At 67.5% G+C, this 19,092-nt stretch carries 22 protein-coding genes, 1 tRNA gene and 1 other RNA gene; 19 read left to right on the top strand and 5 right to left on the bottom strand.

Going from position 1 to position 19,092, the window contains the following annotated elements; genetic code table 11:
* Nucleotides 1–5 precede the first annotated feature (5 nt).
* Together AC13GA_RS14770 and selD are read left to right on the top strand one after the other, a co-directional pair.
* Nucleotides 6–101, top strand: a tRNA-Sec gene (locus AC13GA_RS14770).
* A gap of 26 nt (nucleotides 102–127) precedes the next feature.
* A complete protein-coding gene (gene selD, locus AC13GA_RS14765) occupies nucleotides 128–1,207 on the top strand; it encodes a selenide, water dikinase SelD (protein WP_482998419.1) in 1,080 nt (359 codons plus the stop codon).
* A 57-nt stretch (nucleotides 1,208–1,264) separates the two neighbouring features.
* On the opposite strand, the gene AC13GA_RS14760 is transcribed toward selD, so the two are convergent.
* Nucleotides 1,265–2,125, bottom strand: coding sequence for a YicC/YloC family endoribonuclease (locus AC13GA_RS14760; RefSeq protein WP_046986673.1), 861 nt, complete (start codon nucleotides 2,123–2,125; stop codon nucleotides 1,265–1,267).
* Nucleotides 2,126–2,249: 124 nt separating this feature from the next.
* Here AC13GA_RS14760 and rph point away from each other — a divergent pair, with 124 nt between their 5' ends.
* The 7 genes from rph (at nucleotide 2,250) to pepQ (ending at nucleotide 9,501) form a co-directional block, all read left to right on the top strand.
* Complete coding sequence (rph, locus tag AC13GA_RS14755; protein ID WP_012512000.1) at nucleotides 2,250–2,975, top strand: ribonuclease PH; 726 nt, start codon at nucleotides 2,250–2,252, stop codon at nucleotides 2,973–2,975.
* Nucleotides 2,972–3,361, top strand: a complete 390-nt coding sequence (locus AC13GA_RS14750) for a VOC family protein (protein WP_046986671.1) — start codon at nucleotides 2,972–2,974, stop codon at nucleotides 3,359–3,361. The genes rph and AC13GA_RS14750 overlap by 4 nt, the downstream gene beginning before the upstream one ends.
* Nucleotides 3,358–3,954: an RdgB/HAM1 family non-canonical purine NTP pyrophosphatase gene (gene rdgB / locus AC13GA_RS14745; RefSeq protein WP_337302873.1), complete on the top strand. Its 597-nt coding sequence runs from the start codon at nucleotides 3,358–3,360 to the stop codon at nucleotides 3,952–3,954. The genes AC13GA_RS14750 and rdgB overlap by 4 nt, the downstream gene beginning before the upstream one ends.
* Nucleotides 3,955–4,010: 56 nt before the next feature.
* Entirely contained in the window at nucleotides 4,011–5,237 is a 1,227-nt protein-coding gene (gene hemW, locus AC13GA_RS14740; RefSeq protein WP_482998418.1) for a radical SAM family heme chaperone HemW, read from the top strand.
* 203 nt (nucleotides 5,238–5,440) lie between these two features.
* Nucleotides 5,441–7,723: a DUF1631 family protein gene (locus AC13GA_RS14735; protein WP_482998417.1), complete on the top strand. Its 2,283-nt coding sequence runs from the start codon at nucleotides 5,441–5,443 to the stop codon at nucleotides 7,721–7,723.
* A complete protein-coding gene (locus AC13GA_RS14730) occupies nucleotides 7,720–8,094 on the top strand; it encodes a PilZ domain-containing protein (protein WP_046986667.1) in 375 nt (124 codons plus the stop codon). Before AC13GA_RS14735 ends, AC13GA_RS14730 begins: the two co-directional genes overlap by 4 nt.
* 75 nt (nucleotides 8,095–8,169) lie before the next feature.
* Entirely contained in the window at nucleotides 8,170–9,501 is a 1,332-nt protein-coding gene (pepQ, locus tag AC13GA_RS14725; RefSeq protein ID WP_482998416.1) for a Xaa-Pro dipeptidase, read from the top strand.
* A gap of 476 nt (nucleotides 9,502–9,977) precedes the next feature.
* On the opposite strand, the gene AC13GA_RS14720 is transcribed toward pepQ, so the two are convergent.
* Both AC13GA_RS14720 and AC13GA_RS14715 read right to left on the bottom strand, forming a co-directional pair.
* On the bottom strand, nucleotides 9,978–11,300 hold the full coding sequence (locus AC13GA_RS14720; RefSeq protein WP_136639606.1) for an aminopeptidase P N-terminal domain-containing protein: 1,323 nt from the start codon (nucleotides 11,298–11,300) through the stop codon (nucleotides 9,978–9,980).
* A gap of 5 nt (nucleotides 11,301–11,305) precedes the next feature.
* Nucleotides 11,306–11,854 carry a YecA/YgfB family protein gene (locus AC13GA_RS14715; RefSeq protein ID WP_046988283.1) on the bottom strand — a complete coding sequence of 183 codons (549 nt, stop codon included), beginning with the start codon at nucleotides 11,852–11,854 and terminating at the stop codon, nucleotides 11,306–11,308.
* Nucleotides 11,855–12,008: 154 nt separating this feature from the next.
* On the opposite strand from AC13GA_RS14715, the gene AC13GA_RS14710 reads away from it, so the two are divergent.
* The 8 genes from AC13GA_RS14710 (at nucleotide 12,009) to AC13GA_RS14675 (ending at nucleotide 16,236) form a co-directional block, all read left to right on the top strand.
* A complete protein-coding gene (locus tag AC13GA_RS14710) occupies nucleotides 12,009–12,230 on the top strand; it encodes a TIGR02449 family protein (RefSeq protein WP_005410898.1) in 222 nt (73 codons plus the stop codon).
* Nucleotides 12,227–12,523 carry a cell division protein ZapA gene (locus AC13GA_RS14705; protein ID WP_006467013.1) on the top strand — a complete coding sequence of 99 codons (297 nt, stop codon included), beginning with the start codon at nucleotides 12,227–12,229 and terminating at the stop codon, nucleotides 12,521–12,523. The genes AC13GA_RS14710 and AC13GA_RS14705 overlap by 4 nt, the downstream gene beginning before the upstream one ends.
* A 97-nt stretch (nucleotides 12,524–12,620) precedes the next feature.
* Nucleotides 12,621–12,806: non-coding RNA, 6S RNA (gene ssrS, locus AC13GA_RS14700), on the top strand.
* 83 nt (nucleotides 12,807–12,889) lie between these two features.
* Nucleotides 12,890–13,483 (top strand): 5-formyltetrahydrofolate cyclo-ligase, encoded by a 594-nt coding sequence (locus AC13GA_RS14695; protein WP_482998415.1) that lies wholly within the window; start codon nucleotides 12,890–12,892, stop codon nucleotides 13,481–13,483.
* Nucleotides 13,480–13,959, top strand: coding sequence for an EVE domain-containing protein (locus AC13GA_RS14690; RefSeq protein ID WP_012512007.1), 480 nt, complete (start codon nucleotides 13,480–13,482; stop codon nucleotides 13,957–13,959). Before AC13GA_RS14695 ends, AC13GA_RS14690 begins: the two co-directional genes overlap by 4 nt.
* Nucleotides 13,960–13,981: 22 nt before the next feature.
* Complete coding sequence (gene rpiA / locus AC13GA_RS14685) at nucleotides 13,982–14,629, top strand: ribose-5-phosphate isomerase RpiA (RefSeq protein ID WP_046988281.1); 648 nt, start codon at nucleotides 13,982–13,984, stop codon at nucleotides 14,627–14,629.
* A gap of 20 nt (nucleotides 14,630–14,649) precedes the next feature.
* Nucleotides 14,650–15,093, top strand: coding sequence for a DUF192 domain-containing protein (locus AC13GA_RS14680; RefSeq protein WP_046988280.1), 444 nt, complete (start codon nucleotides 14,650–14,652; stop codon nucleotides 15,091–15,093).
* A gap of 297 nt (nucleotides 15,094–15,390) precedes the next feature.
* Nucleotides 15,391–16,236, top strand: a complete 846-nt coding sequence (locus tag AC13GA_RS14675) for a SirB1 family protein (RefSeq protein ID WP_010484022.1) — start codon at nucleotides 15,391–15,393, stop codon at nucleotides 16,234–16,236.
* A gap of 71 nt (nucleotides 16,237–16,307) precedes the next feature.
* Here the strand turns inward: AC13GA_RS14675 and AC13GA_RS14670 are convergent, their stop codons facing one another.
* Complete coding sequence (locus AC13GA_RS14670) at nucleotides 16,308–16,532, bottom strand: rubredoxin (protein WP_014038358.1); 225 nt, start codon at nucleotides 16,530–16,532, stop codon at nucleotides 16,308–16,310.
* Nucleotides 16,533–16,566: 34 nt separating this feature from the next.
* On the opposite strand from AC13GA_RS14670, the gene thiE reads away from it, so the two are divergent.
* Nucleotides 16,567–17,193, top strand: coding sequence for a thiamine phosphate synthase (thiE, locus tag AC13GA_RS14665; RefSeq protein WP_253079558.1), 627 nt, complete (start codon nucleotides 16,567–16,569; stop codon nucleotides 17,191–17,193).
* A gap of 16 nt (nucleotides 17,194–17,209) precedes the next feature.
* Entirely contained in the window at nucleotides 17,210–18,499 is a 1,290-nt protein-coding gene (hemL, locus tag AC13GA_RS14660; RefSeq protein ID WP_337302158.1) for a glutamate-1-semialdehyde 2,1-aminomutase, read from the top strand.
* A gap of 106 nt (nucleotides 18,500–18,605) precedes the next feature.
* On the opposite strand, the gene azu is transcribed toward hemL, so the two are convergent.
* Nucleotides 18,606–19,055 (bottom strand): azurin, encoded by a 450-nt coding sequence (gene azu / locus AC13GA_RS14655; protein ID WP_164161125.1) that lies wholly within the window; start codon nucleotides 19,053–19,055, stop codon nucleotides 18,606–18,608.
* Between the last annotated feature and the right edge of the window lie 37 nt (nucleotides 19,056–19,092).

Here is a 19,092-nt window from a genome sequence, read left to right as displayed (position 1 = left end):
CTTTCGGAAGGCATGCGCATCCGGGCATGCGGCTGGGCTTCAAACCCAGTAGGGGGCGTCGATCGTTCCCTGGTAGGTTCGACTCCTGCTGCCTTCCGCCATTCGTGTTTCCGCAGGAGATGTCGGCATGGCCACGCACGTGCAGTCCCCCGCTCCTTCAACGGCCGATGCCCCGCAACGACTGACGTCTCTCGCGCATGGCGGTGGCTGCGGCTGCAAGATCGCGCCAGGCGTGCTGACCGAACTGTTGCGCGGGGTTCCCGCACTTCCCGCACCGGCCGAACTGCTGGTCGGCCGCGAGACCAGCGATGATGCCGCGGTGTACCGCCTGGATGACCATCAGGCGATCGTCGCCACCACCGACTTCTTCATGCCGATTGTCGACGACCCGTTCGACTTCGGTCGCATCGCTGCCACCAACGCATTGTCGGATCTGTACGCAATGGGCGCGCGGCCGCTGTTCGCGCTGGCCATCGTCGGCATGCCGATCAATACCCTGCCGCAGGACACCATCCGCGGCATCCTGCAGGGCGGCGAACGCGCCTGCGCCGACGCCGGCATCGTGGTCGCTGGTGGCCACAGCATCGATTCGGTGGAACCCATCTATGGCCTGGCCGCGATCGGCGTGCTCGACCCGCAACGACTCAAGCGCAATGCCGATGCCCGCCCCGGCGATGTGCTGGTGCTGGGCAAGCCGTTGGGCGTGGGCGTGTACTCGTCAGCCCTGAAGAAAGAAGTCCTGGACGCCGACGGCTACCAGCAGATGATCGAGTCGACCACCCGCCTGAACAGCGTGGGCGTGCCCCTTGCCACGCTGGACGGCGTGCATGCCATGACCGACGTCACCGGCTTCGGCCTGCTCGGCCACCTGCTGGAAGTGTGCCGCGCCAGTGGCGTGGCTGCCGAGGTGGACAGTGCACGGGTGCCGCTGCTGCCGCAGACCCTGGACCTGCTGCAACGTGGCTGCGTAACCGGCGCCTCCAACCGCAACTGGGCCTCGTATGGCGCCGAGGTGCACTTCGCCGAGGGCTTGCCCGCCCATTGGCAGCCGCTGCTGACCGACCCGCAGACCAGCGGCGGGCTGTTGGTGTCCTGCGCCCCGGAGGCAGTGGATGCGGTGCTCGCCTGCTTCCACGACGCCGGGTTCGGCCAGGCGGCCGTGGTGGGGCGGTTGAGTGCGGGAACACCGGGTGTCAGCGTGCGCTGATGCGCTGAAACGACAAGGGCGCCCGAAGGCGCCCCTGCTGTATCACTGGATGCAACATCACTCGATGTTCTGCACCTGCTCGCGGATCTGGTCGATCAGCACCTTCAGTTCCACCGCCGCATTGGACGTACGGCTGTCCACCGACTTGGACCCCAGCGTATTGGCTTCGCGATTGAACTCCTGCAGCAGGAAGTCCAGGCGGCGGCCGACCGGCTCGCGCTGCTTGAGCACGCGGCGGATCTCGACAATGTGGCTGCCCAGCCGGTCCAGTTCTTCATCCACGTCCAGCTTCTGCAGCCACAGCACCAGTTCCTGCTCGGCACGACCCGGGTCGACCGGGTGCGGCAGGTCGGCCAGTCGGGCGGCCAGCTTGGCGCGCTGGCCGTCGCGAATGGCCGGAATCAGGGTGCGCACTTCCGTTGCAATGCGCTCGATGCCGTCCACGCGCTCGCTGATGGCCGCGGACAACTTGCTGCCTTCACGCTCGCGGGCCTCGACGAAGCCGTCCAGCACCTGGTCCAGCAGGGCCAGTGCCTCTGCCTGCAGGGCAGCGGCATCGGTGGCCTCGCCACGGGTGACACCCGGCAGCTGCAGCAGATCGGTAAAGCTGACCTGCAGGTTGGGGAAATCGGAGGTCAGGCGGTGCGCCAGGCGACCCAGCTGGCCCAGGAGGGCCTCGTCCACCTGCAGGTTGGCGGCGGCTTCCGGCGCGCGCAGGCGCATCACCAGATCCAGCTTGCCGCGGCTCAGGCGTGCGGCAATGCGCTCGCGCAGCTGCGGTTCCAGCGCCCGCAGTTCATCGGGCAGGCGCGTGCCGACCTCCAGGAAGCGGTGGTTGACCGAGCGCAGCTCGCAGCCCAGCGTGCCCCACGGGGTGACCCGCTCGCCGCCGGCGTAGGCGGTCATGCTTCGAATCATGGATTGTGTCCGGTGCGTGCAAAGGGGGAATGGTACCCTAGCGCCCTCACCAGAGCCCCCTTGCCCGCCCCGTGAAGGCCGCGGGCGTGGCGGCGTACTCCCTCGCCATTACGGAACCCGCACCATGTCCGATTCCCGCCCCAGCGGCCGCCAGCCCGACCAGCTCCGCCCGGTCGTCATCCAACGCGGCTTCACCCGCCACGCCGAAGGTTCGGTGCTGGTGTGCTTCGGTGAAACCCGCGTGCTGTGCACCGCCAGCGTCGAGAACCGCGTGCCGGGCTTCCTGCGTGGCAAGGGCGAAGGCTGGGTCACCGCCGAATACGGCATGCTGCCGCGCGCCACCCACACCCGCAGTGACCGTGAAGCGGCCCGTGGCAAGCAGGGCGGCCGCACGCTGGAGATCCAGCGCCTGATCGGCCGCAGCCTGCGCGCCTGCGTGGACCGCAACGCGCTGGGCGAACGCACCATCACCCTGGATTGCGATGTGCTGCAGGCCGATGGCGGCACCCGCACCGCCGCCATCACCGGCGCCTACGTGGCCCTGGTCGATGCGGTGAACGTGCTGATGAAGCGCGGCGACATCAAGCGCAACCCGATCCTGGGCGCGGTGGCCGCCGTGTCGGTGGGCGTCTACCGCGGCACCCCGGTGCTGGACCTGGACTACGCTGAAGACAGCGACTGCGACACCGACATGAACGTGGTGATGAACGACGGCGGTGGCTTCATCGAACTGCAGGGCACCGCCGAAGGCCATGCCTTCCGTCGCGATGAACTGGATGCGCTGCTGGGCCTGGCCGAAAAGGGCGTGCGCGAGCTGCTGGACGCGCAGCAGGCGGCACTGTCGGCATGAAGCGGCGTCTTGCCCTGACCACTCTGGTGGTGGCCGACTACGACGAAGCCATTGCCTGGTACACCGGCAAGCTCGGCTTCGCGCTGCTGGAAGACATCGACCAGGGCCACAAGCGCTGGGTGGTGGTCGGTCCGTCCGACGGCAACGCCGCCGCCCTGCTGCTGGCACGCGCCAGCGATGAGGAACAGCGCAGCCGCATCGGCAACCAGACCGGTGGCCGCGTCGCCTTCTTCCTCAACACCGACGACTTCCACCGCGACCACGCGGCAATGCTGGCCGCTGGTGTCGAGTTCCTGGAAGCGCCGCGCGAAGAACCCTATGCAACGGTGGCGGTGTTCCGCGACCTGTATGGCAACACCTGGGACCTGCTGGAGCCACGTCAATGAAGAAACTGGTACTGGCCAGCCACAACGCCGGCAAACTGGTGGAGATGCAGGAGATCCTCGCCGACCTGCCGCTACAGATCACCTCGGCCGCCGAGCTGGGCCTGGGCGACGTGGAAGAGACCGGCCTGACCTTCGTCGAGAACGCGCTGCTGAAGGCGCGCGCAGCCTGCGAAGCCACCGGCCTGCCGGCGCTGGCCGATGATTCGGGCCTGATCGTCGATGCCCTCGGCGGTGCACCGGGCCTGTACAGCGCGCGCTATGCCGGCCACCCGACCAACGCCGCAGCCAACAATGCCAAGCTGCTGGAGGCAATGGCGGACATTCCCGATGGCCAGCGCGACGCCCGCTTCTATGCGGTGATCGTGCTGCTGCGTCACGCCACCGACCCGCAGCCGTTGATCTGTGAAGGCCGTTGGGAGGGGCAGATCATCCGCGAACTGCGTGGCACGAATGGTTTCGGCTACAACCCGGTGTTCCTGGATACCACCCACGGCCTGACTGCCGCGGAGATGGAGCCGGCCCTGAAAAACGCCATCAGCCACCGTGCCCTCGCCCTGCAGCAGCTCAAGCAGCAGCTGGCGACCTGGCTTTGACACCTTACTGATTCCTCAGGGAAGCCGGCCAGCGGCCGGCACTACCGAAGAAACCCATGCCGCACGCCCACGATCACTGCAACCACCTGCCCGGCGAAGCCTGCTCCGCTGACCACGACAGCCCGCCGCGACTGGTGCCGCCGCCGCTGTCGCTGTACGTGCACCTGCCGTGGTGCGTGCGCAAATGCCCGTACTGCGATTTCAATTCGCACCAGGCCAAGGGCGAACTGCCGTTCGACGCCTACATCGACGCACTGCTGCGCGATCTCGACCAGGATCTGCCGCTGGTCTGGGGCCGGGTGGTGCACAGCGTGTTCTTCGGCGGCGGCACGCCCAGCCTGTTCCCGCCGGAAGCGATCGACCGCTTCCTGCAGCAGGCCAGCGCGCGCCTGCGCTTCGCGCCCAATGCCGAAATCACCCTGGAAACCAACCCGGGCACCGCCGAGCATGGCCGCTTCGACCGTTACCGCGCGGCCGGCGTGAACCGCCTCAGCTTCGGCATCCAGAGTTTCGACGATGCGATGCTCAAGCGCCTGGGCCGCATCCATGACAGCGGCGAGGCCGAACGCGCCGTGAAAATGGCGCAGGACGCGGGCTATGACAACTTCAACATCGACCTGATGTACGCGCTGCCGGAACAGACCCTGGCCGGTGCCGAGGCCGACCTGGAACGTGCGTTCGCGCTGCAGCCGGCGCACATCTCGCATTACCAGCTGACGCTGGAACCGAACACGGTGTTCTTCGCACGACCGCCGCAAGGCATTCCCGACGAAGACAACGCCTGGGACATGCAGGAGCACTGCCAGGCGCTGCTGGCGCAGGCCGGCTTCGGCCAGTACGAGGTGAGCGCCTACGCCCGCCCCGGCCGGCAGAGTGCGCACAACCTGAACTACTGGCGCTTCGGCGACTATCTCGGCATCGGTGCCGGCGCGCACGGCAAGATCAGCTCCGGTGCAGAAGAACACGTGCTGCGGCGCTGGAAACTCAAGCATCCGCAGGCCTACCTGGACAGCGCGGGCACGCCAGCCTCGTTCGGCGGTGACGAGGTGATCCCGCCCGAGCGCCTGCCTTTCGAATACATGCTGAACCTGCTGCGCCTGCATGAAGGCTTTGGCCTGCGCGATTTCGAGTCGCGCACCGGGCTGCCACGCAGCGTGCTCGATGCACCGCTGGCCGAGGCCGTGCAGCGCGGCTGGCTGGACGTGACCAATGGCCATGTGCAGCCGACCGAACTGGGCCGGCGCTTCACCAACGATGTGGTGAGCCTGTTCCTGGAGGAATGAGCTTCCTGGAGTAATTGAGTAGTGCCGGCCGCTGGCCGGCAATCCGGTAAAGACAGAGTTGCCGGCCAGCGGCCGGCACTACCGTTCATCCGCCGGGCGATGCCTGGCGAACGGGATGCACATTCACCCTAAAGTAGCGCCGACAGCGGCCGACACGGTAGATTCACCAGATCGATCCGCGGGAATCCGGGTACCGCCTGCCGATGTCAGCTGTCTTTTCCATCACCCCTGCCGACAAAGCCCGCCTGGCCGCAAGCGACCTGCCACCGCGGGTGCGCGAACTGCTGGGCGCGTTGATCGGCCTGTGCCGGCAAACGCTGGCCGCGCCGCTGATCCTGACCGTCGAAGCACTGGAGCAGACCCTGCTGCACGACGCCGACCGTGCACGCAATCCGCAGCAGCAATCTGAACTGATGGCCCACCGCGGCCAGCTGCACACCTTCTCCGGTCACTTCGCCGACCGCATGCTCGATGCCGTTGCCGACGCACTGGCACGCCTGCGCGAGCCGCCCACCGGCGCCACGACCAGCGCGGCTCCGCCACCGCTGCCGGGCATGCTGGGGCTGTCACTGGTAGCCGAGCATGACGTCGACCGCGACCTGCTGCTGACCGAGATGGTGCGGCGGGAAACCCTGCGTTCGACCAACACGCTGAACCTGCTGGGCCAACGCCTGGGCGTGCTGGCCGCAGCGCCGGCTTTCGAAGCCGACACCCTGCCACTGGCGCCGCAGGCGCTGTGCGCGATGGTGCGCAGACTGGCAGAACAGGATGCGCTTGGCGCCGAGGTGCAGCTGGCGCTTTACCGCAGCTTTGAACGGCAGGTGCTGGAGCGGCTGGGCGATGTACTCGACCGCGCCAATGCACTGCTGGCCCAGCACGGTGTGCTGCCGGGGCTGGTCTACACCCCCTATCTGGCGCGTTCCTCGAGCACGCGGCGGATCATCACCCAGTCGGTAGGTGGCGGCCGCACCACGCAGCCTGCCAAACGCGCCGCTGCGCCCCTGACCGGCTGGAACGGTTCAGGCCCTTCGGGCTCCTGGTCGAGCCTGGTACAGGACGCCTTCAACGAGGGCGGCGCTGCCGGCCCCGCCGCCATGCCGGGACTGACCACGTCCACCGGCAGCGCACTGCATGAGCTATTGCAGCAGGCACGCCATGCCAGCGCCGCACCCGCGGACAGCAGTGCCGTACCCAGCGCTGCGGTGGACGCCGTACTCGCGCGCCTGCAGGCCCAGTCCAGTTCCGCCACCGGCGTGGCCGACCTGCAGGCCGCCGTTGTCGCCCAACTGCGCAGCGAACACGGCGCGCAGGCCCAGTTAGGCAGCCACGACCGCGACAACCTCGACCTGCTGCGCATGCTGATGCAGCAGGTGCAGCAGCAACAGCGCCCCGACCCGGTACCCGCTGCCCTGCTGGCGCGCCTGCAGGTACCGCTGGCGCGGGCTGCGATGGCCGACCCGGGCTTCTTCGTACGCGACGAACATCCCGCGCGCGAGCTGCTCAACCAGATCGCCGAAGTCGGTGCCAACTGGCTGGGCGACGATGATGTCGACCCGCAGCTGCTGCAGCGCATGGCGCAGAGCGTGCAGGGCCTGCTCGGACAGGATGCACGCGCGCCGGAAGCCTTCGCCGCTGCCAATGAAGATGTGCAGCAGCACCAGCGTGCCGCCGCGCATCGTGCCGAACTGGCCGAGCGCCGCCACGTGGAAGCCGCACGCGGCAAGGAACGGCTGGAACTGGCCCGACGCCAGGCCAGCGCCCGCATCGATCAGTGCTGCGATGCGCAGGAGCCACCGCGCTTCGTGCAGACCCTGTTGCGCCAGGCATGGGCCGATGCCCTGACCCTGACCCGGCTGCGCCATGGCGACGACTCACCACAGTGGCAGGAGCGCCTGCAGCAGACCGAGCGCATCGCCGCGGTTACAGCACAGCCTGTGGGTGCCGCTGCCGGCACCGATACGGTACTGGCCGCCGAGGTTGAAGCGGCCTTGCTGCAGGTTGGTTACCACGCCGAGGAAGCTGCTGCCGTCGCCCGTCGCCTGGCCACGCCCGGTGGCGAAGACGACAGCACCTCGCGTACCGAACTGAGCGCTCGCCTGAAGGCGCGCGCACGCCTGGGTGAACATGCCGGCACGACTGCCGGTACCGCGGCGACCGCACCGCGCAACAGTGCAGAAGAAGCGGCATACCAGCAGCTGTCGACGCTGCCGTTCGGCAGCTGGTTCGATATCGCCAACGACGACGGCACGCTGCGCCGCCAGCGACTGTCCTGGTACAGCCTGCTGACTGGCCACGCGCTGCTGGTCAACGCACGCGGGCAGAAGATCGCCGACACCGACCTGGATACGCTGGCCCGGCAGATCAGCGCTGGCCATGCGCAACTGGTCACCGAGGACAAGGGCCGGCTGGTCGACCGCGCCTGGCAGGCCAGCCTTGGTGCATTGCGCGCACTGGCCGCTGATCGCACGCAGGAGACCCACGCATGAAACCCGTCCCGCCGCAGGACACGCGCCGCGCACCGCGCCGCCAAGTCTCGGACCTGGTGCCGGTCACCGACCAGATGCGCGAATGCGTGGTCGGCCGGCTCGGCAATGTCTCCGAGACCGGCATGCTGATGCTGGCCAGCGCCCCGCTGCGCGAAGATGCGCTGTACCAGCTGCGCTTCCCGCTGCCGATGGGAGATGGTCGCCAGGAAGCGATCGACGTCGGCGTGCATCTGCTGTGGAGCGAGCCGGCGCACGCGCCCGGGCAGAGCTGGACCGGCTTCCGCTTCCTGACCCTGTCACGCGAACATCGGCAGCTGCTGCGCCAATGGGTAGGCGAGGACAGCGACGAGGGACCGGTTTCGACGGCCTGAGTGCCGGTTCCGGCACAGCGGTTTTTCGCGGTATGCGGCAGAATCTAGGGCCGTTTTCCGTGTCGAGCCACCGCAATGATCCAGCAAGACCCCGGCGCCCTGTATTCCGACCACCTGGCCGTGCTGTGCCGACGCGCCGAACAGGCGCTGGCCCGCGGCAGCCTCGACCATCTGGTGGTGCCCAGCGGCACCCTGCACTACCAGGTGTTCGACGACCGCGACTACCCGTACGCGGTGAACCCGCAGTTCAAGGCCTGGCTGCCGCTGACCCGCGTGCCCAACAGCTGGATCGTGTTCACCCCCGGCAAGCGCCCGGCGGTGATTTTCCACCAGCCGTTCGATTACTGGCACGTGGTACCGGACGCACCCAGCGGCTGGTGGGTGGAGCACTTCGACATCCACATCATCCGCAAGCCCGAAGAGGCGCTGGCGCTGCTGCCGGCCGACCCGTCGCGCTGCGCGATCCTCGGCGAGCCGCAGAGCGCGCTGGGCAGTTACGTGCCGAACAACCCGGCACCGGTGGTGAACTACCTGGAATGGCACCGCGGCAGCAAGACGCCGTATGAAATCGCGTTGATGCGCCGGGCGCAGGTGCTGGGCGTGCGCGGCCATCGCGCCGCCGAAGCCGCGTTCCGCAACGGCGCCGACGAGTTCAGCATCCACATGGCGTACTGCCAGGCCGTGGGCCAGGATGCCACCGAGCTGCCGTACGGCAACATCGTGGCGCTGAACGAACACGCCGCCGTGCTGCATTACACCGAGCTGGGCCGCAAGGCGCCGCAGCCGCTGCGCAGCTTCCTGATCGATGCCGGCGCCAGCGCGCACGGCTATGCCAGCGACATCACCCGTACCTACGCCGCACACGGCCACGACGAGTTCGCGGCGATGATCGCTGCCGTCGATGCCGCGCAGCAGCAGATGTGCGCGGCGGTGCGCCCGGGCTTCGACTACAAGCAGCTGCACGTGGACGCGCATCTTTCGCTGATGGGCGTGCTGAAGGACTTCGGCGTGATCAAGGTCTCGCCGCAGACCGCACTGGAGACCGGCGTCAGCGCCGCGTTCTTCCCGCACGGCATCGGCCACCTGATCGGCCTGCAGGTACACGACGTGGCCGGTTTCGCGGCCAGCGATGAAGGCGGCCGCATCGAGCGCCCGGCCGGCCACCCGTACCTGCGCCTGACCCGCGTGCTGGAACCGGGCATGGTGGTGACCATCGAACCCGGCCTGTACTTCATCGACATGCTGTTGAATGAAGTAAAGGACGCCGGCCATGGCGATGCGATCAACTGGGACCGCGTGGACTTCTTCCGTCCGTACGGCGGCATCCGCATCGAAGACGAAGTGCTCTGCACCGAGGGCGAAGCGGACAATCTGACGCGGCCGGAGTTTGCGGCGGCGAACGGCTGAGCCCCTCGTGGTTGGTCGCTGAAATCAAAAGCCGCGCTTGGCGGGGCGGGGTGGGTTCGCGGGGGACGCCGTGAATCCATCCCTGGAGGCTTGGCCGCGAACCCACCCCGCCCCACCTCTGACAGTTTCCTGCGCGCGTTCACCCACGGAAAAGAAAAAAGAAAAGCAAAAGCTGGTCGCTCGCTGCGCTCGCTCTGTGTCGACCAAGGTCGACACCTACCAATCGTCGTTCGTTCCAACAACCGCCGTTACCAACAGCCGCGTGAACCTGTCGAAGGCGGGGCACTGTGGGCTTGCGGGGTGTGAGCGGCATGGATGCCGCGACCAAGCCTCCAGGGATGGATTCACGGCGTCCCCGCAATCCCACAGTGCCCCGCCATCCCACGGATAGCCCGCTTTGGTCTTGGCTTTGGCATTGGCTTTGGCCTTGGCTGTTGCCTCTGCGGGTGCAGGGCTGCAAGCCCTGCCGAAACCCCTTACCCCGCCATCACCGCTTCGATCTCGTCGGCGCTGCGCGCCAGGCCCTCGGTCAGCACGCGATGGCCGTCATCGGTGATCAGCACATCGTCCTCGGTGCGGATGCCGATACCGCGCCAGCGCGGTTCCACCGTCGTGTCGTCCACGCCGATGTACAGCCCCGGCTCGATGGTGAACGCCATGCCCGGCTCCAGCAGGCGCGAATCGCCGGCCAGGCGGTAGTCGCCCACGTCGTGCACGTCCATGCCGATCCAGTGCCCGGTTTTGTGCCGGTAGAAGCGCTGGTACAGGCCCTCGGACAGGTTCTTTTCCAGCGTGCCCTTCAGCAGGCCCAGCCGCAGCAGGCCTTCGGTCAGGGTCTGCACCGCCGCCAGGTGGCCCATCTCATAGGCCACGCCCGGCTTGGCCTGGGCCAGTGCCGCGGCCTGTGCATCACCGACCAGGTCGTGCAGCGCGCGCTGTTCGGCACTGAAGCGGCCATTCACCGGGAACGTGCGGGTGATGTCGCTGGCATAGCCACGGTACTCGGCACCGGCATCGATCAGCACCAGTTCGCCGTCACGCGAACGCGCGTTGTTGTCGCGGTAATGCAGGATGCAACCGTTGCGGCCGGCACCGACAATGCTGCAGTACGCCGGCACCGCATCGTTGGCACGGAACACCCGTTCCAGTTCGGCCTGCAGTTCGTACTCGTGGATGCCCGCCTTCGCTGCCTTCATCGCCGCCAGGTGCGCGCGCACGCTGATCTGCGCGGCATGGTGCATCAGCGCCACTTCCGAACCGGACTTGAACAGGCGCTGCTCGTGCAGCAGATGGCCCAGCTCCAGGAACTCATGCGGCGGTTGCGCGCCGTGGCGCACCTGCGAACGAACACGGTTGACCCAGCCGATCAGCTTCAGGTCGAAGTCGGCATCGCGGCCGAAGTGGTAATAGACGCGCGAACGCCCTTCCAGCAGGCCCGGCAGGATCTCGTCCAGATCATCGATCGGATAGGCATCGTCCATGCCGTACTGCGCCACCGCGCCTTCCTGGCCGGCACGGCCACCGTCCCAGGCTTCGCGCTCGGCGTCGCGCTCGCGGCAGAACAGGATCGCCTCGCCATGGCGGCGACCGGGAATCAGCACCAGCACCGCTTCCGGTTCCGGGAAGCCACTCAGGTACTGGAAGTCCGAATCCTGCCGGAACGGGTAATGGGTATCCAGGCTGCGCACCTTCTCGGCCGCGGCGGGCAGCACCAGGATCGCGTCCTCGCCGGCCATGTCCATCAGCTGGCGGCGGCGACGCTTGTACTCGCCGGCCGCGATGCCGGTGCGCTGCTTGATATCCATCAGTTCAGGCGCTGCCGATGGCGCGAGGCCAGCACCACGTCACCGTGCAGCAACAGCACCGCCACGCGGATGAACTCCTCGATCTCCGACAGTGCTTCGTCGTCATCGTCACCACCGGCCTCGAAATCCTCGCTGGAGGCGCGGGCCAGGCTGGCCATGTCGTTCAACGCTTCTTCGCCCTCTTCGGACAGCGCCGGGCGATGGCCGCCACTGCCCAGGCCGAAGCCGCCGAGGAAGCTGCGGGTCCAGGCGAACATGGCATCGGCCTGCGCGGCCACGTCGTCGTTGTCGGTCAGCAGCAGCTCGAAGGCGAAGTCGCGGTCTTCCAGCTGCTTGATGGTGGCCTGCAGCAGCTGAGCCAGCACGCTGTCGGCGGCCACCGGGGCCAGATTGTCGTCGGCCAGCACGCGCGCCGGCCAGTCATTGCCGGGGGCGCCGCCGGCGGCCAGCCAGCCACACAGCGCACCGTGGAGCTCGGCAGCGGTGGCACCCAGGCCCAGCGCCTGGCTGGCGCGGGAAACGTCGTCGACGGAGGGAAGTTCGGTCATCGTGCGGCTCGTTCGGATAAGGAAACCAGGAGCGCGCACGCGCGCGCCCGTGAGACCGCCTAGTGTAGCAACCCGGCGGCCTCCTCCCCGTGGCCGCCGGGCCTTGCTGCGACAGCGCTTGACCGCCCTTGCCCCGCTTGCCTATCGTGCCCGCATGGAACCCGCCGATCCCCTTGCCCAGCTGCAGGACTTCGCCGCCCGCGTGGAAGCGTTGCTTGAACGCAACCAGCGGCTGGCCGAGGAGAACCGCAGCCTGCGCCACCAGCAGGAACAACTGGTGGCCGAGCGCTCCACGCTGCTGGCCAAGAACGAACAGGCGCGCTCGCGGGTGGAAGCAATGATCAGCCGGCTCAAATCCCTGGAGCAGCACACATGAGCGCCGAACCGGTCAGTGTCCGCATCCTCGATCGTGAATACACCGTGGGTGTCGGCGGTGATGAACGCGACAGCCTGATGGCGGCCGCGCGCCTGCTCGATGCACGCATGCGCGAGATCCGTGGCAGCAACCGCATGGCTGCGGTGGACCGCGTGGCCGTGCTGGCCGCGCTGAACCTGGCCCACGAACTGCAGCTGCTGCGCGACGAGAACGCCCGCCAAGCGGTGGCGCTGCAGCAGACGCTGGCCGACCTGAACCGGCGCCTGGACCGTGCGATTGACGGCGGTGCGTGAGAAACGCGCATAACGCGTCTTCTCATATCTGAATTGGCACGGACTGTTGCCGACGAACGGCCTATCCAGATCCTGTGTGCTGGCTATAATGGCCACGCGTTCTCTGCGGTACTCGACGGCATGTGCAAACATTCGCCTTGTCCCTTAAGAACGACACCGGGAGCGCGACAGCGCCGGGAGTGCAGGTCCGCCTTGTAGCGGGAAGCCCGATGGTTCTCCAGCGTTCCCACTTGAGCCCCCGGGTTCAAGGTCGTTTCGCATGCATCGACATTGCGGAGAATGCAATATTCCAGCAAGGGCGGCGTCTTCGGGCGTCGCCCTTGTTCTTTCCGGCACAATGACGGCTGATCCTTGCCGCACGCTGCCATGACCGACCCGCGCCAGGCCCTGCGCCACGACCTGCGGCAACGCCGCCGCGACCTTTCCGCCGGTGAGCGCATCGCCGCCGCCGAATCCCTCGCCGATGCCCTGCTGGCCCTGCCCTTCGCCCCGCGCAAAGGTGCCGTGGCCGGCTACTGGGCGCTGGATGGCGAAATCGCCCTGCACCGCTGGCAACTGCAGCTGCCCGACACACTGACCTACTGCCTGCCGATTCTGGCAGGCGACACGCTGCGCTTCGCGCCGTGGCGGCCCGGAAAACCGCTGACCAGCAACCGTTACGGCATCCCCGAACCGGATGTGGCCGTGGAAGACACCCTGGAACCGGCGCAGATGGCGCTGGTGGTAACCCCGCTGGTGGGATTCGACACACAGTGCCGGCGGCTGGGCATGGGGGGCGGCTGGTATGATCGCAGCTTCGCCTTCCGCCACGACCGGCCGGCGCCGCCCTGGCTGGTCGGTGCTGCATTCGCGGTGCAGCAGGTCGAGTCCTTGCCGGTGGCGTCGTGGGACGTGCCGGTGGATGCGATCTGCACCGAAGACGGCACCCTGTTCCCCTCCGCTGCCCCCGTGAACGCATGACCGCCCGCAAGCGCTACTGGCTGATGAAGTCCGAACCGGACGCCTTCTCCATCGATGACCTGGCCAAGGTCAAGGTCGAACCCTGGAACGGGGTGCGCAACTACCAGGCGCGCAACTTCATGCGCGATGGCATGCAGGTGGGCGACGGCATCCTGTTCTACCACTCCAACACCAAGGTGCCGGGCATCGTCGGCCTGGCCACGGTGGCCAGCACGGCCTACCCGGACGACACCCAGTTCGACCCGAAATCCGACTACCACGACCCCAAGAGCACGCGCGAGAACCCGCGCTGGATGCTGGTGGACGTGGCCTTCGACCGCAAGCTCAAGCAGGTGATCGCGCTGGACGAGATCAAGCTGCACGCCGAAGCGCTGGGCGAAGGCTTCCCGCTGGTTGCCAAGGGCAACCGCCTGTCGGTGTTCCCGGTGACGGCTGCGCAGTGGAAGCTGCTGCTGTCGCTGGAAAAGAAATCCTGATTCCCTGCCTGAGAGTTCTCCCATGTCCGAAGCCAAGCGCCTGGCCGCCGAGAAAGCCATCGAGTACGTTGAAGACGGCATGATCGTCGGTGTCGGCACCGGTTCCACCGTGGCCTATTTCATCGATGCCCTGGCCCGCATCCAGCACCGCATCAAGGGCGCCGTGTCCAGCTCCGAACAGAGCACCGCGCGCCTGAAGCAGCACGGCATCGAGGTGATCGAGCTGAACCACAGCGGCAACCTGTCGCTGTACGTGGACGGCGCCGATGAGTGCGATGCCAACAAGTGCCTGATCAAGGGCGGCGGTGCCGCGCTGACCCGCGAGAAGATCATCGCCGAGGCCAGCGAGCGCTTCATCTGCATCGTCGACCCGAGCAAGCAGGTGCCGGTGCTGGGCAGATTCCCGCTGCCGGTGGAGGTGATTCCGATGGCGCGCAGCCTGATCGCCCGCCAGATCCGCGACATGACCGGCGGCCAGCCGACCTGGCGCGAAGGCGTGGTGACCGACAACGGCAACCAGATCCTGGACATCCACAACCTGCAGATCACCGATCCGGAAAAGCTGGAGCGCGAGCTCAACCAGCTGCCGGGCGTGGTCTGCGTCGGCCTGTTCGCACGCCGTCGCGCCGATGTGGTGATCGTCGGCGGCGAGCCGCCGGTCGTGCTCTGACCTTTGCAAGGATCCTGACGATGTCGCTGTTGCGTTCGCTGCTGATGCTTCCGCTGCTGGCCCTGGCCGGCTGCGCCACCGATGCGGCCCGCCACTGGGTCGAGCTGGATGGTGCGCGCTACCAGGTAGAGCTGGCCACCAACGATGAAACCCGCGCGCGCGGACTGATGTTCCGCGACCAGATGGCCGCTGACCACGGCATGTTGTTCATCCACGACCGCGAGGAAATGCAGGCATACTGGATGAAGAACACCAAGCTTGCGCTGGACATCCTGTACTTCGACAGCGAGCGCAAGCTGGTCAGCCAGCAGCGCGATGTGCCGCCGTGCTCGGCCGGGGACATGTGCCCGCCCTACCCCAGCGGAGGCCCGGCGCGCTATGTGCTGGAGCTCAATGCCGGCCAGGCTGAGAAACTCAAGCTGAAGGACGGCACTGAGCTGACCTTCGGCCCGGGCATCGAGTAACAGGGTTCTGCCGGGCTGCGCCCGGCACCCGCCGAATCAACATCAAAGGCAAAAGCTGGGCTACCGAGGGATGGCGGGGCGGTGTGGGCCTGCAGGACAGCCGTAAACCCATCCCTGGGGGCTCGTAGGCACCATCCATGGCGCCTGCGGCCCTGCAAGCCCACACCGCCCCGCCTCTGACAGTTGGCCGGCGGCTGTTGGTAGGTGTCGACCTTGATCGACACGACAGTTCCAAGACGATGTTCTTTTCACGCGGCACCGCTTGAAACCGCCTGCGAATGACGCCAGTCTGTGGTCATGCAGGACCGGATCTCACTCCCCGACTGGGATGCACTGGCCGACCTCGAAGACGAGGCGCTGCCACTGTTGCCGACCGCGCTGCTGATCGCGCGCGACGAGTACCCCGATCTGCAGCCGTCCACGTACGACGCGCTGATCCAGAGCCACGTCGATCACCTCCGCTCGGAAGTGGACAGCATCGACAACAGCCCGCTGAAGATGGCGGCGATCAACCGCCACCTGTTCGACGAGCTGGGCTACAGCGGCGACCACGACGAGTACTACGACCCGCGCAACAGCTACCTCAACCAGGTATTCGAGCGCCGCCTGGGCAACCCGATCTCGCTGGCGCTGGTGCAGATGGAAGTCGCGCGCCGGCTGGGAATCCCGCTGGATGGCGTGTCCTTCCCCGGGCACTTCCTGGTGCGCCTGCCGGTGGACGACGGCGTGCTGGTGATGGACCCGTTCAATGGCGGCCGCCCGCTGGACGTGGACGAACTGCGCGAGCGGGCCAAGTCACACCTGGGCGGGCAGATGCCCGACGATCAGGTGCTGGCGCAGATCCTCGACCCGGCCCCTGCGCGCGCGATCCTGATGCGGATGCTGCGCAACCTGCACGGCGTGTATGCCGAAGCGGGCGAATGGGACCGCGCCGCACGCAGTGCCGACCGCCTGCTGAAACTGGCCCCAGAGCAGGACGACGCGCTGCGTGATCGCGGCCTGGCCTACCTGCAGCTGGAATACCTGGCCGGTGCCCGCCATGACCTGGGGCAGTACCTGAAGCGCAACCCGGAAGCCAGCGATGCGCAGTGGCTGCGCGAGAAGCTGATCGACCTGGGTGGGCCGGTGCCGCGGCTGCATTGAGGTTGTCCGGTGTGCGGACCAACGGTCCGCACCCACCGGTAGCGCCGGGCCATGCCCGGCGGCCATTGCAATCAATCGACCTCGACCATCTCGAAATCGGCCTTGGTCACCCCGCAGTCCGGGCAGGTCCAGGTCTCGGGAATGTCTTCCCAGCGCGTCCCCGGCGCGATGCCCTCTTCCGGCAAGCCTTCCGCTTCGCTGTAAAGAAAGCCGCAGACCACGCACATCCAGGTACGCAAGGTGGTGGGGGTGGCGTCGCTCATCGGATAATCAGGGCTGGATTCACGGGCCGCCATTGTCCCATCGCGGCCCACTCACCGGTAGCCATCGATGACTTCTGCTTCCCCGGCGCCCCGCGGCGTCTACCTGATCACCCCGGACGAGCCCGATACCGCGCGCCTGCTGGCCCGCACCGCGCCGCTGCTGGCCGCTGGAGCCACCTGGCTGCAGTACCGCAACAAGACCGCCAGCGACGCGCTGCGACTGGAGCAGGCCACCGCCCTGCAGGCGCTGTGCGCGGAACACGGCGTGCCGCTGATCGTCAACGACGACCCGGCACTGGCCAAAGCGGTCGGTGCGGCCGGCGTGCACCTGGGCGGCACCGACGGCGATATCCCCAGCGCGCGCGCCCTTCTCGGCGCCGACGCCATCATCGGCGCCTCCTGCTACGACCAGCTGGCCAATGCCGAGAAGGCCGTGGCCGCCGGTGCCAGTTACGTGGCCTTCGGCGCGTTCTTCCCGACCACCACCAAGGTCACCAACAGCCGCGCCCATACCGACCTGCTGCGGCAAAGCGCCGCACTGGGCGTGCCACGGGTGGCGATCGGCGGGCTGACGCCGGACAATGTCGGTCCCATCATCGACGCCGGCGCCGATCTGGTCGCCGTGGTCAGCAGCGTGTTCGCCGCCGAAGACCCGGTGGCGACCCAGCGCGCCTACCTCGCCCAGTTCGCGTAATGCCCAGGAAATCCGCATGAACCACGACCAGTCCCACGCCTTGTTCTCCCGCGCCCAGCAGCTGCTGCCGGGCGGCGTCAATTCGCCGGTGCGCGCGTTCAAGTCGGTCGGCGGCGAGCCGTTCTTCGTCGAGCGCGCCGACGGTGCCTACCTGTACGACGTCGACGGCAACCGCTACATCGACTACGTCGGCTCCTGGGGCCCGATGATCGTCGGCCACAACCACACGGCGGTGCGCCAGGCGGTGAAGAAGGCGATCGACAATGGCCTGTCCTTCGGTGCGCCGTGCGCGGCCGAAGTGACCATGGCCGAGACCATCACCCGACTGGTGCCATCGTGCGAGATGGTGCGCATGGTCAACTCCGGCACCGAAGCCACGCTGTCGGCAATCCGCCTGGCGCGTGGCGCCACCGGCCGCAACCGCATCGTGAAGTTCGAAGGTTGCTACCACGGCCATGGCGACTCGTTCCTGGTCAAGGCCGGCAGCGGCATGCTGACTCTCGGTGTGCCAACCTCGCCCGGCGTGCCGGCCGGCCTGAGCGAACTGACCCTGACCCTGCCCTACAACGACTTCGAAGCGGCCACTGCCCTGTTCGAGCAGCAGGGTGACGACATCGCCGGCCTGATCATCGAACCGGTGGTCGGCAACGCCAACTGTATTCCGCCACGCGAAGGCTACCTGCAGCACCTGCGCGAACTGTGCACGAAGCATGGCGCGCTGCTGATCTTCGACGAAGTGATGACCGGTTTCCGCGTCGCCCTCGGCGGTGCGCAGGCGCATTACGGCATCACCCCGGATCTGACCACCTTCGGCAAGATCATCGGCGGCGGCATGCCGGTGGGCGCCTACGGCGGCCGTCGCGAACTGATGCAGCAGATCGCCCCGGCCGGCCCGATCTACCAGGCCGGTACGCTGAGCGGCAACCCGGTGGCGATGGCCGCCGGCCTGGCGATGCTGGAGCTGATCCAGCAACCGGGTTTCCACGCCGACCTGGCCGAGCGCACCGCGCGCCTGTGTGCCGGCCTGGAAGCGGCCGCCGCCGAAGCCGGCGTGGCCGTGACCACCACCTGCGTGGGCGCCATGTTCGGCCTGTTCTTCACCAGCGAGAAGGTGGAGACCTATGCGCAGGCCACCGCCTGTGACATCCCGGCGTTCAACCGCTTCTTCCACGCGATGCTGGACCAGGGCGTGTTCCTCGCACCGTCGGCGTACGAAGCCGGCTTCCTGTCCAGCGCGCACGATGATGCGGTGATCGAAGCGACGCTGGCCGCTGCGCGCGTGGCGTTCAAGGCCGCCAAGGGCTGAGCCTCGCTCTGGCAGGTGCCAACCTTGGTTGGCACTGCCGCATCTGGTAGGTGCCAACCTTGGTTGGCACGGAGCAGTCGAGCATGGCTCGACTCTACATAAGGCATCAACCGAAGACGAACTTGCCCTTCATCATCGCGAAGTGGCCGGGGAACGAGCAGAAGAAGGTGTAGTCGCCCCCCTTCTGCAGCCCCTGGGTAGAGAAGCGCACGCGCGTGGTTTCGCCGCCGCCGATCACCTTGGTGTGTGCCAGCACACGCTTGTCGGCCTTCGGCAGGTAGCTGTCGGCCAAGGTCATGCGCATGCCCGCCATTGCCACCGGCTGGTAGTCGGCGCTGCGGGTCAGCACCCAGTTGTGGCCCATCGCGGTAGTGGCCAGCTTGCCGGTGTGGCGCAGGGTCAGGTCGACGGCGGTGCAGTCGGCCGCCACCTTGATCTCGCGGCTGCTGAAGCTCATCTGGTCGGTGCTGTCGATGCTCACCGCGCACACCCGCGCCATCGCCGACGGCGCCAGCATCAGCGCGCCCAGTCCCACTGCCACCATCCAAGCCTTCATCGTTGCATCTCCTGCGGATTCAAGCGCCATTCTAGGC

The organism is Stenotrophomonas sp. 22DLJC03 (assembly GCF_056861405.1).
Note: the sequence above shows the minus strand (reverse complement) of the source record. Positions and strands in the feature narration are given on the sequence as shown.

Excerpts from the sequence above, each read along its gene's own strand:
- AC13GA_RS14690 (WP_012512007.1), top strand. The coding sequence starts at position 13,480 with ATGACCGCCCGCAAGCGCTACTGGCTGATGAAGTCCGAACCGGACGCC.
- AC13GA_RS14715 (WP_046988283.1), bottom strand. The coding sequence starts at position 11,854 with ATGACCGAACTTCCCTCCGTCGACGACGTTTCCCGCGCCAGCCAGGCG.
- AC13GA_RS14680 (WP_046988280.1), top strand. The coding sequence starts at position 14,650 with ATGTCGCTGTTGCGTTCGCTGCTGATGCTTCCGCTGCTGGCCCTGGCC.
- AC13GA_RS14750 (WP_046986671.1), top strand. The coding sequence starts at position 2,972 with ATGAAGCGGCGTCTTGCCCTGACCACTCTGGTGGTGGCCGACTACGAC.
- thiE (WP_253079558.1), top strand. The coding sequence starts at position 16,567 with ATGACTTCTGCTTCCCCGGCGCCCCGCGGCGTCTACCTGATCACCCCG.
- rdgB (WP_337302873.1), top strand. The coding sequence starts at position 3,358 with ATGAAGAAACTGGTACTGGCCAGCCACAACGCCGGCAAACTGGTGGAG.
- AC13GA_RS14730 (WP_046986667.1), top strand. The coding sequence starts at position 7,720 with ATGAAACCCGTCCCGCCGCAGGACACGCGCCGCGCACCGCGCCGCCAA.
- AC13GA_RS14695 (WP_482998415.1), top strand. The coding sequence starts at position 12,890 with ATGACCGACCCGCGCCAGGCCCTGCGCCACGACCTGCGGCAACGCCGC.
- AC13GA_RS14705 (WP_006467013.1), top strand. The coding sequence starts at position 12,227 with ATGAGCGCCGAACCGGTCAGTGTCCGCATCCTCGATCGTGAATACACC.
- azu (WP_164161125.1), bottom strand. The coding sequence starts at position 19,055 with ATGAAGGCTTGGATGGTGGCAGTGGGACTGGGCGCGCTGATGCTGGCG.
- hemL (WP_337302158.1), top strand. The coding sequence starts at position 17,210 with ATGAACCACGACCAGTCCCACGCCTTGTTCTCCCGCGCCCAGCAGCTG.
- hemW (WP_482998418.1), top strand. The coding sequence starts at position 4,011 with ATGCCGCACGCCCACGATCACTGCAACCACCTGCCCGGCGAAGCCTGC.
- AC13GA_RS14670 (WP_014038358.1), bottom strand. The coding sequence starts at position 16,532 with ATGGCGGCCCGTGAATCCAGCCCTGATTATCCGATGAGCGACGCCACC.
- rpiA (WP_046988281.1), top strand. The coding sequence starts at position 13,982 with ATGTCCGAAGCCAAGCGCCTGGCCGCCGAGAAAGCCATCGAGTACGTT.
- AC13GA_RS14710 (WP_005410898.1), top strand. The coding sequence starts at position 12,009 with ATGGAACCCGCCGATCCCCTTGCCCAGCTGCAGGACTTCGCCGCCCGC.
- AC13GA_RS14735 (WP_482998417.1), top strand. The coding sequence starts at position 5,441 with ATGTCAGCTGTCTTTTCCATCACCCCTGCCGACAAAGCCCGCCTGGCC.
- AC13GA_RS14675 (WP_010484022.1), top strand. The coding sequence starts at position 15,391 with ATGCAGGACCGGATCTCACTCCCCGACTGGGATGCACTGGCCGACCTC.
- rph (WP_012512000.1), top strand. The coding sequence starts at position 2,250 with ATGTCCGATTCCCGCCCCAGCGGCCGCCAGCCCGACCAGCTCCGCCCG.
- pepQ (WP_482998416.1), top strand. The coding sequence starts at position 8,170 with ATGATCCAGCAAGACCCCGGCGCCCTGTATTCCGACCACCTGGCCGTG.
- selD (WP_482998419.1), top strand. The coding sequence starts at position 128 with ATGGCCACGCACGTGCAGTCCCCCGCTCCTTCAACGGCCGATGCCCCG.
- AC13GA_RS14760 (WP_046986673.1), bottom strand. The coding sequence starts at position 2,125 with ATGATTCGAAGCATGACCGCCTACGCCGGCGGCGAGCGGGTCACCCCG.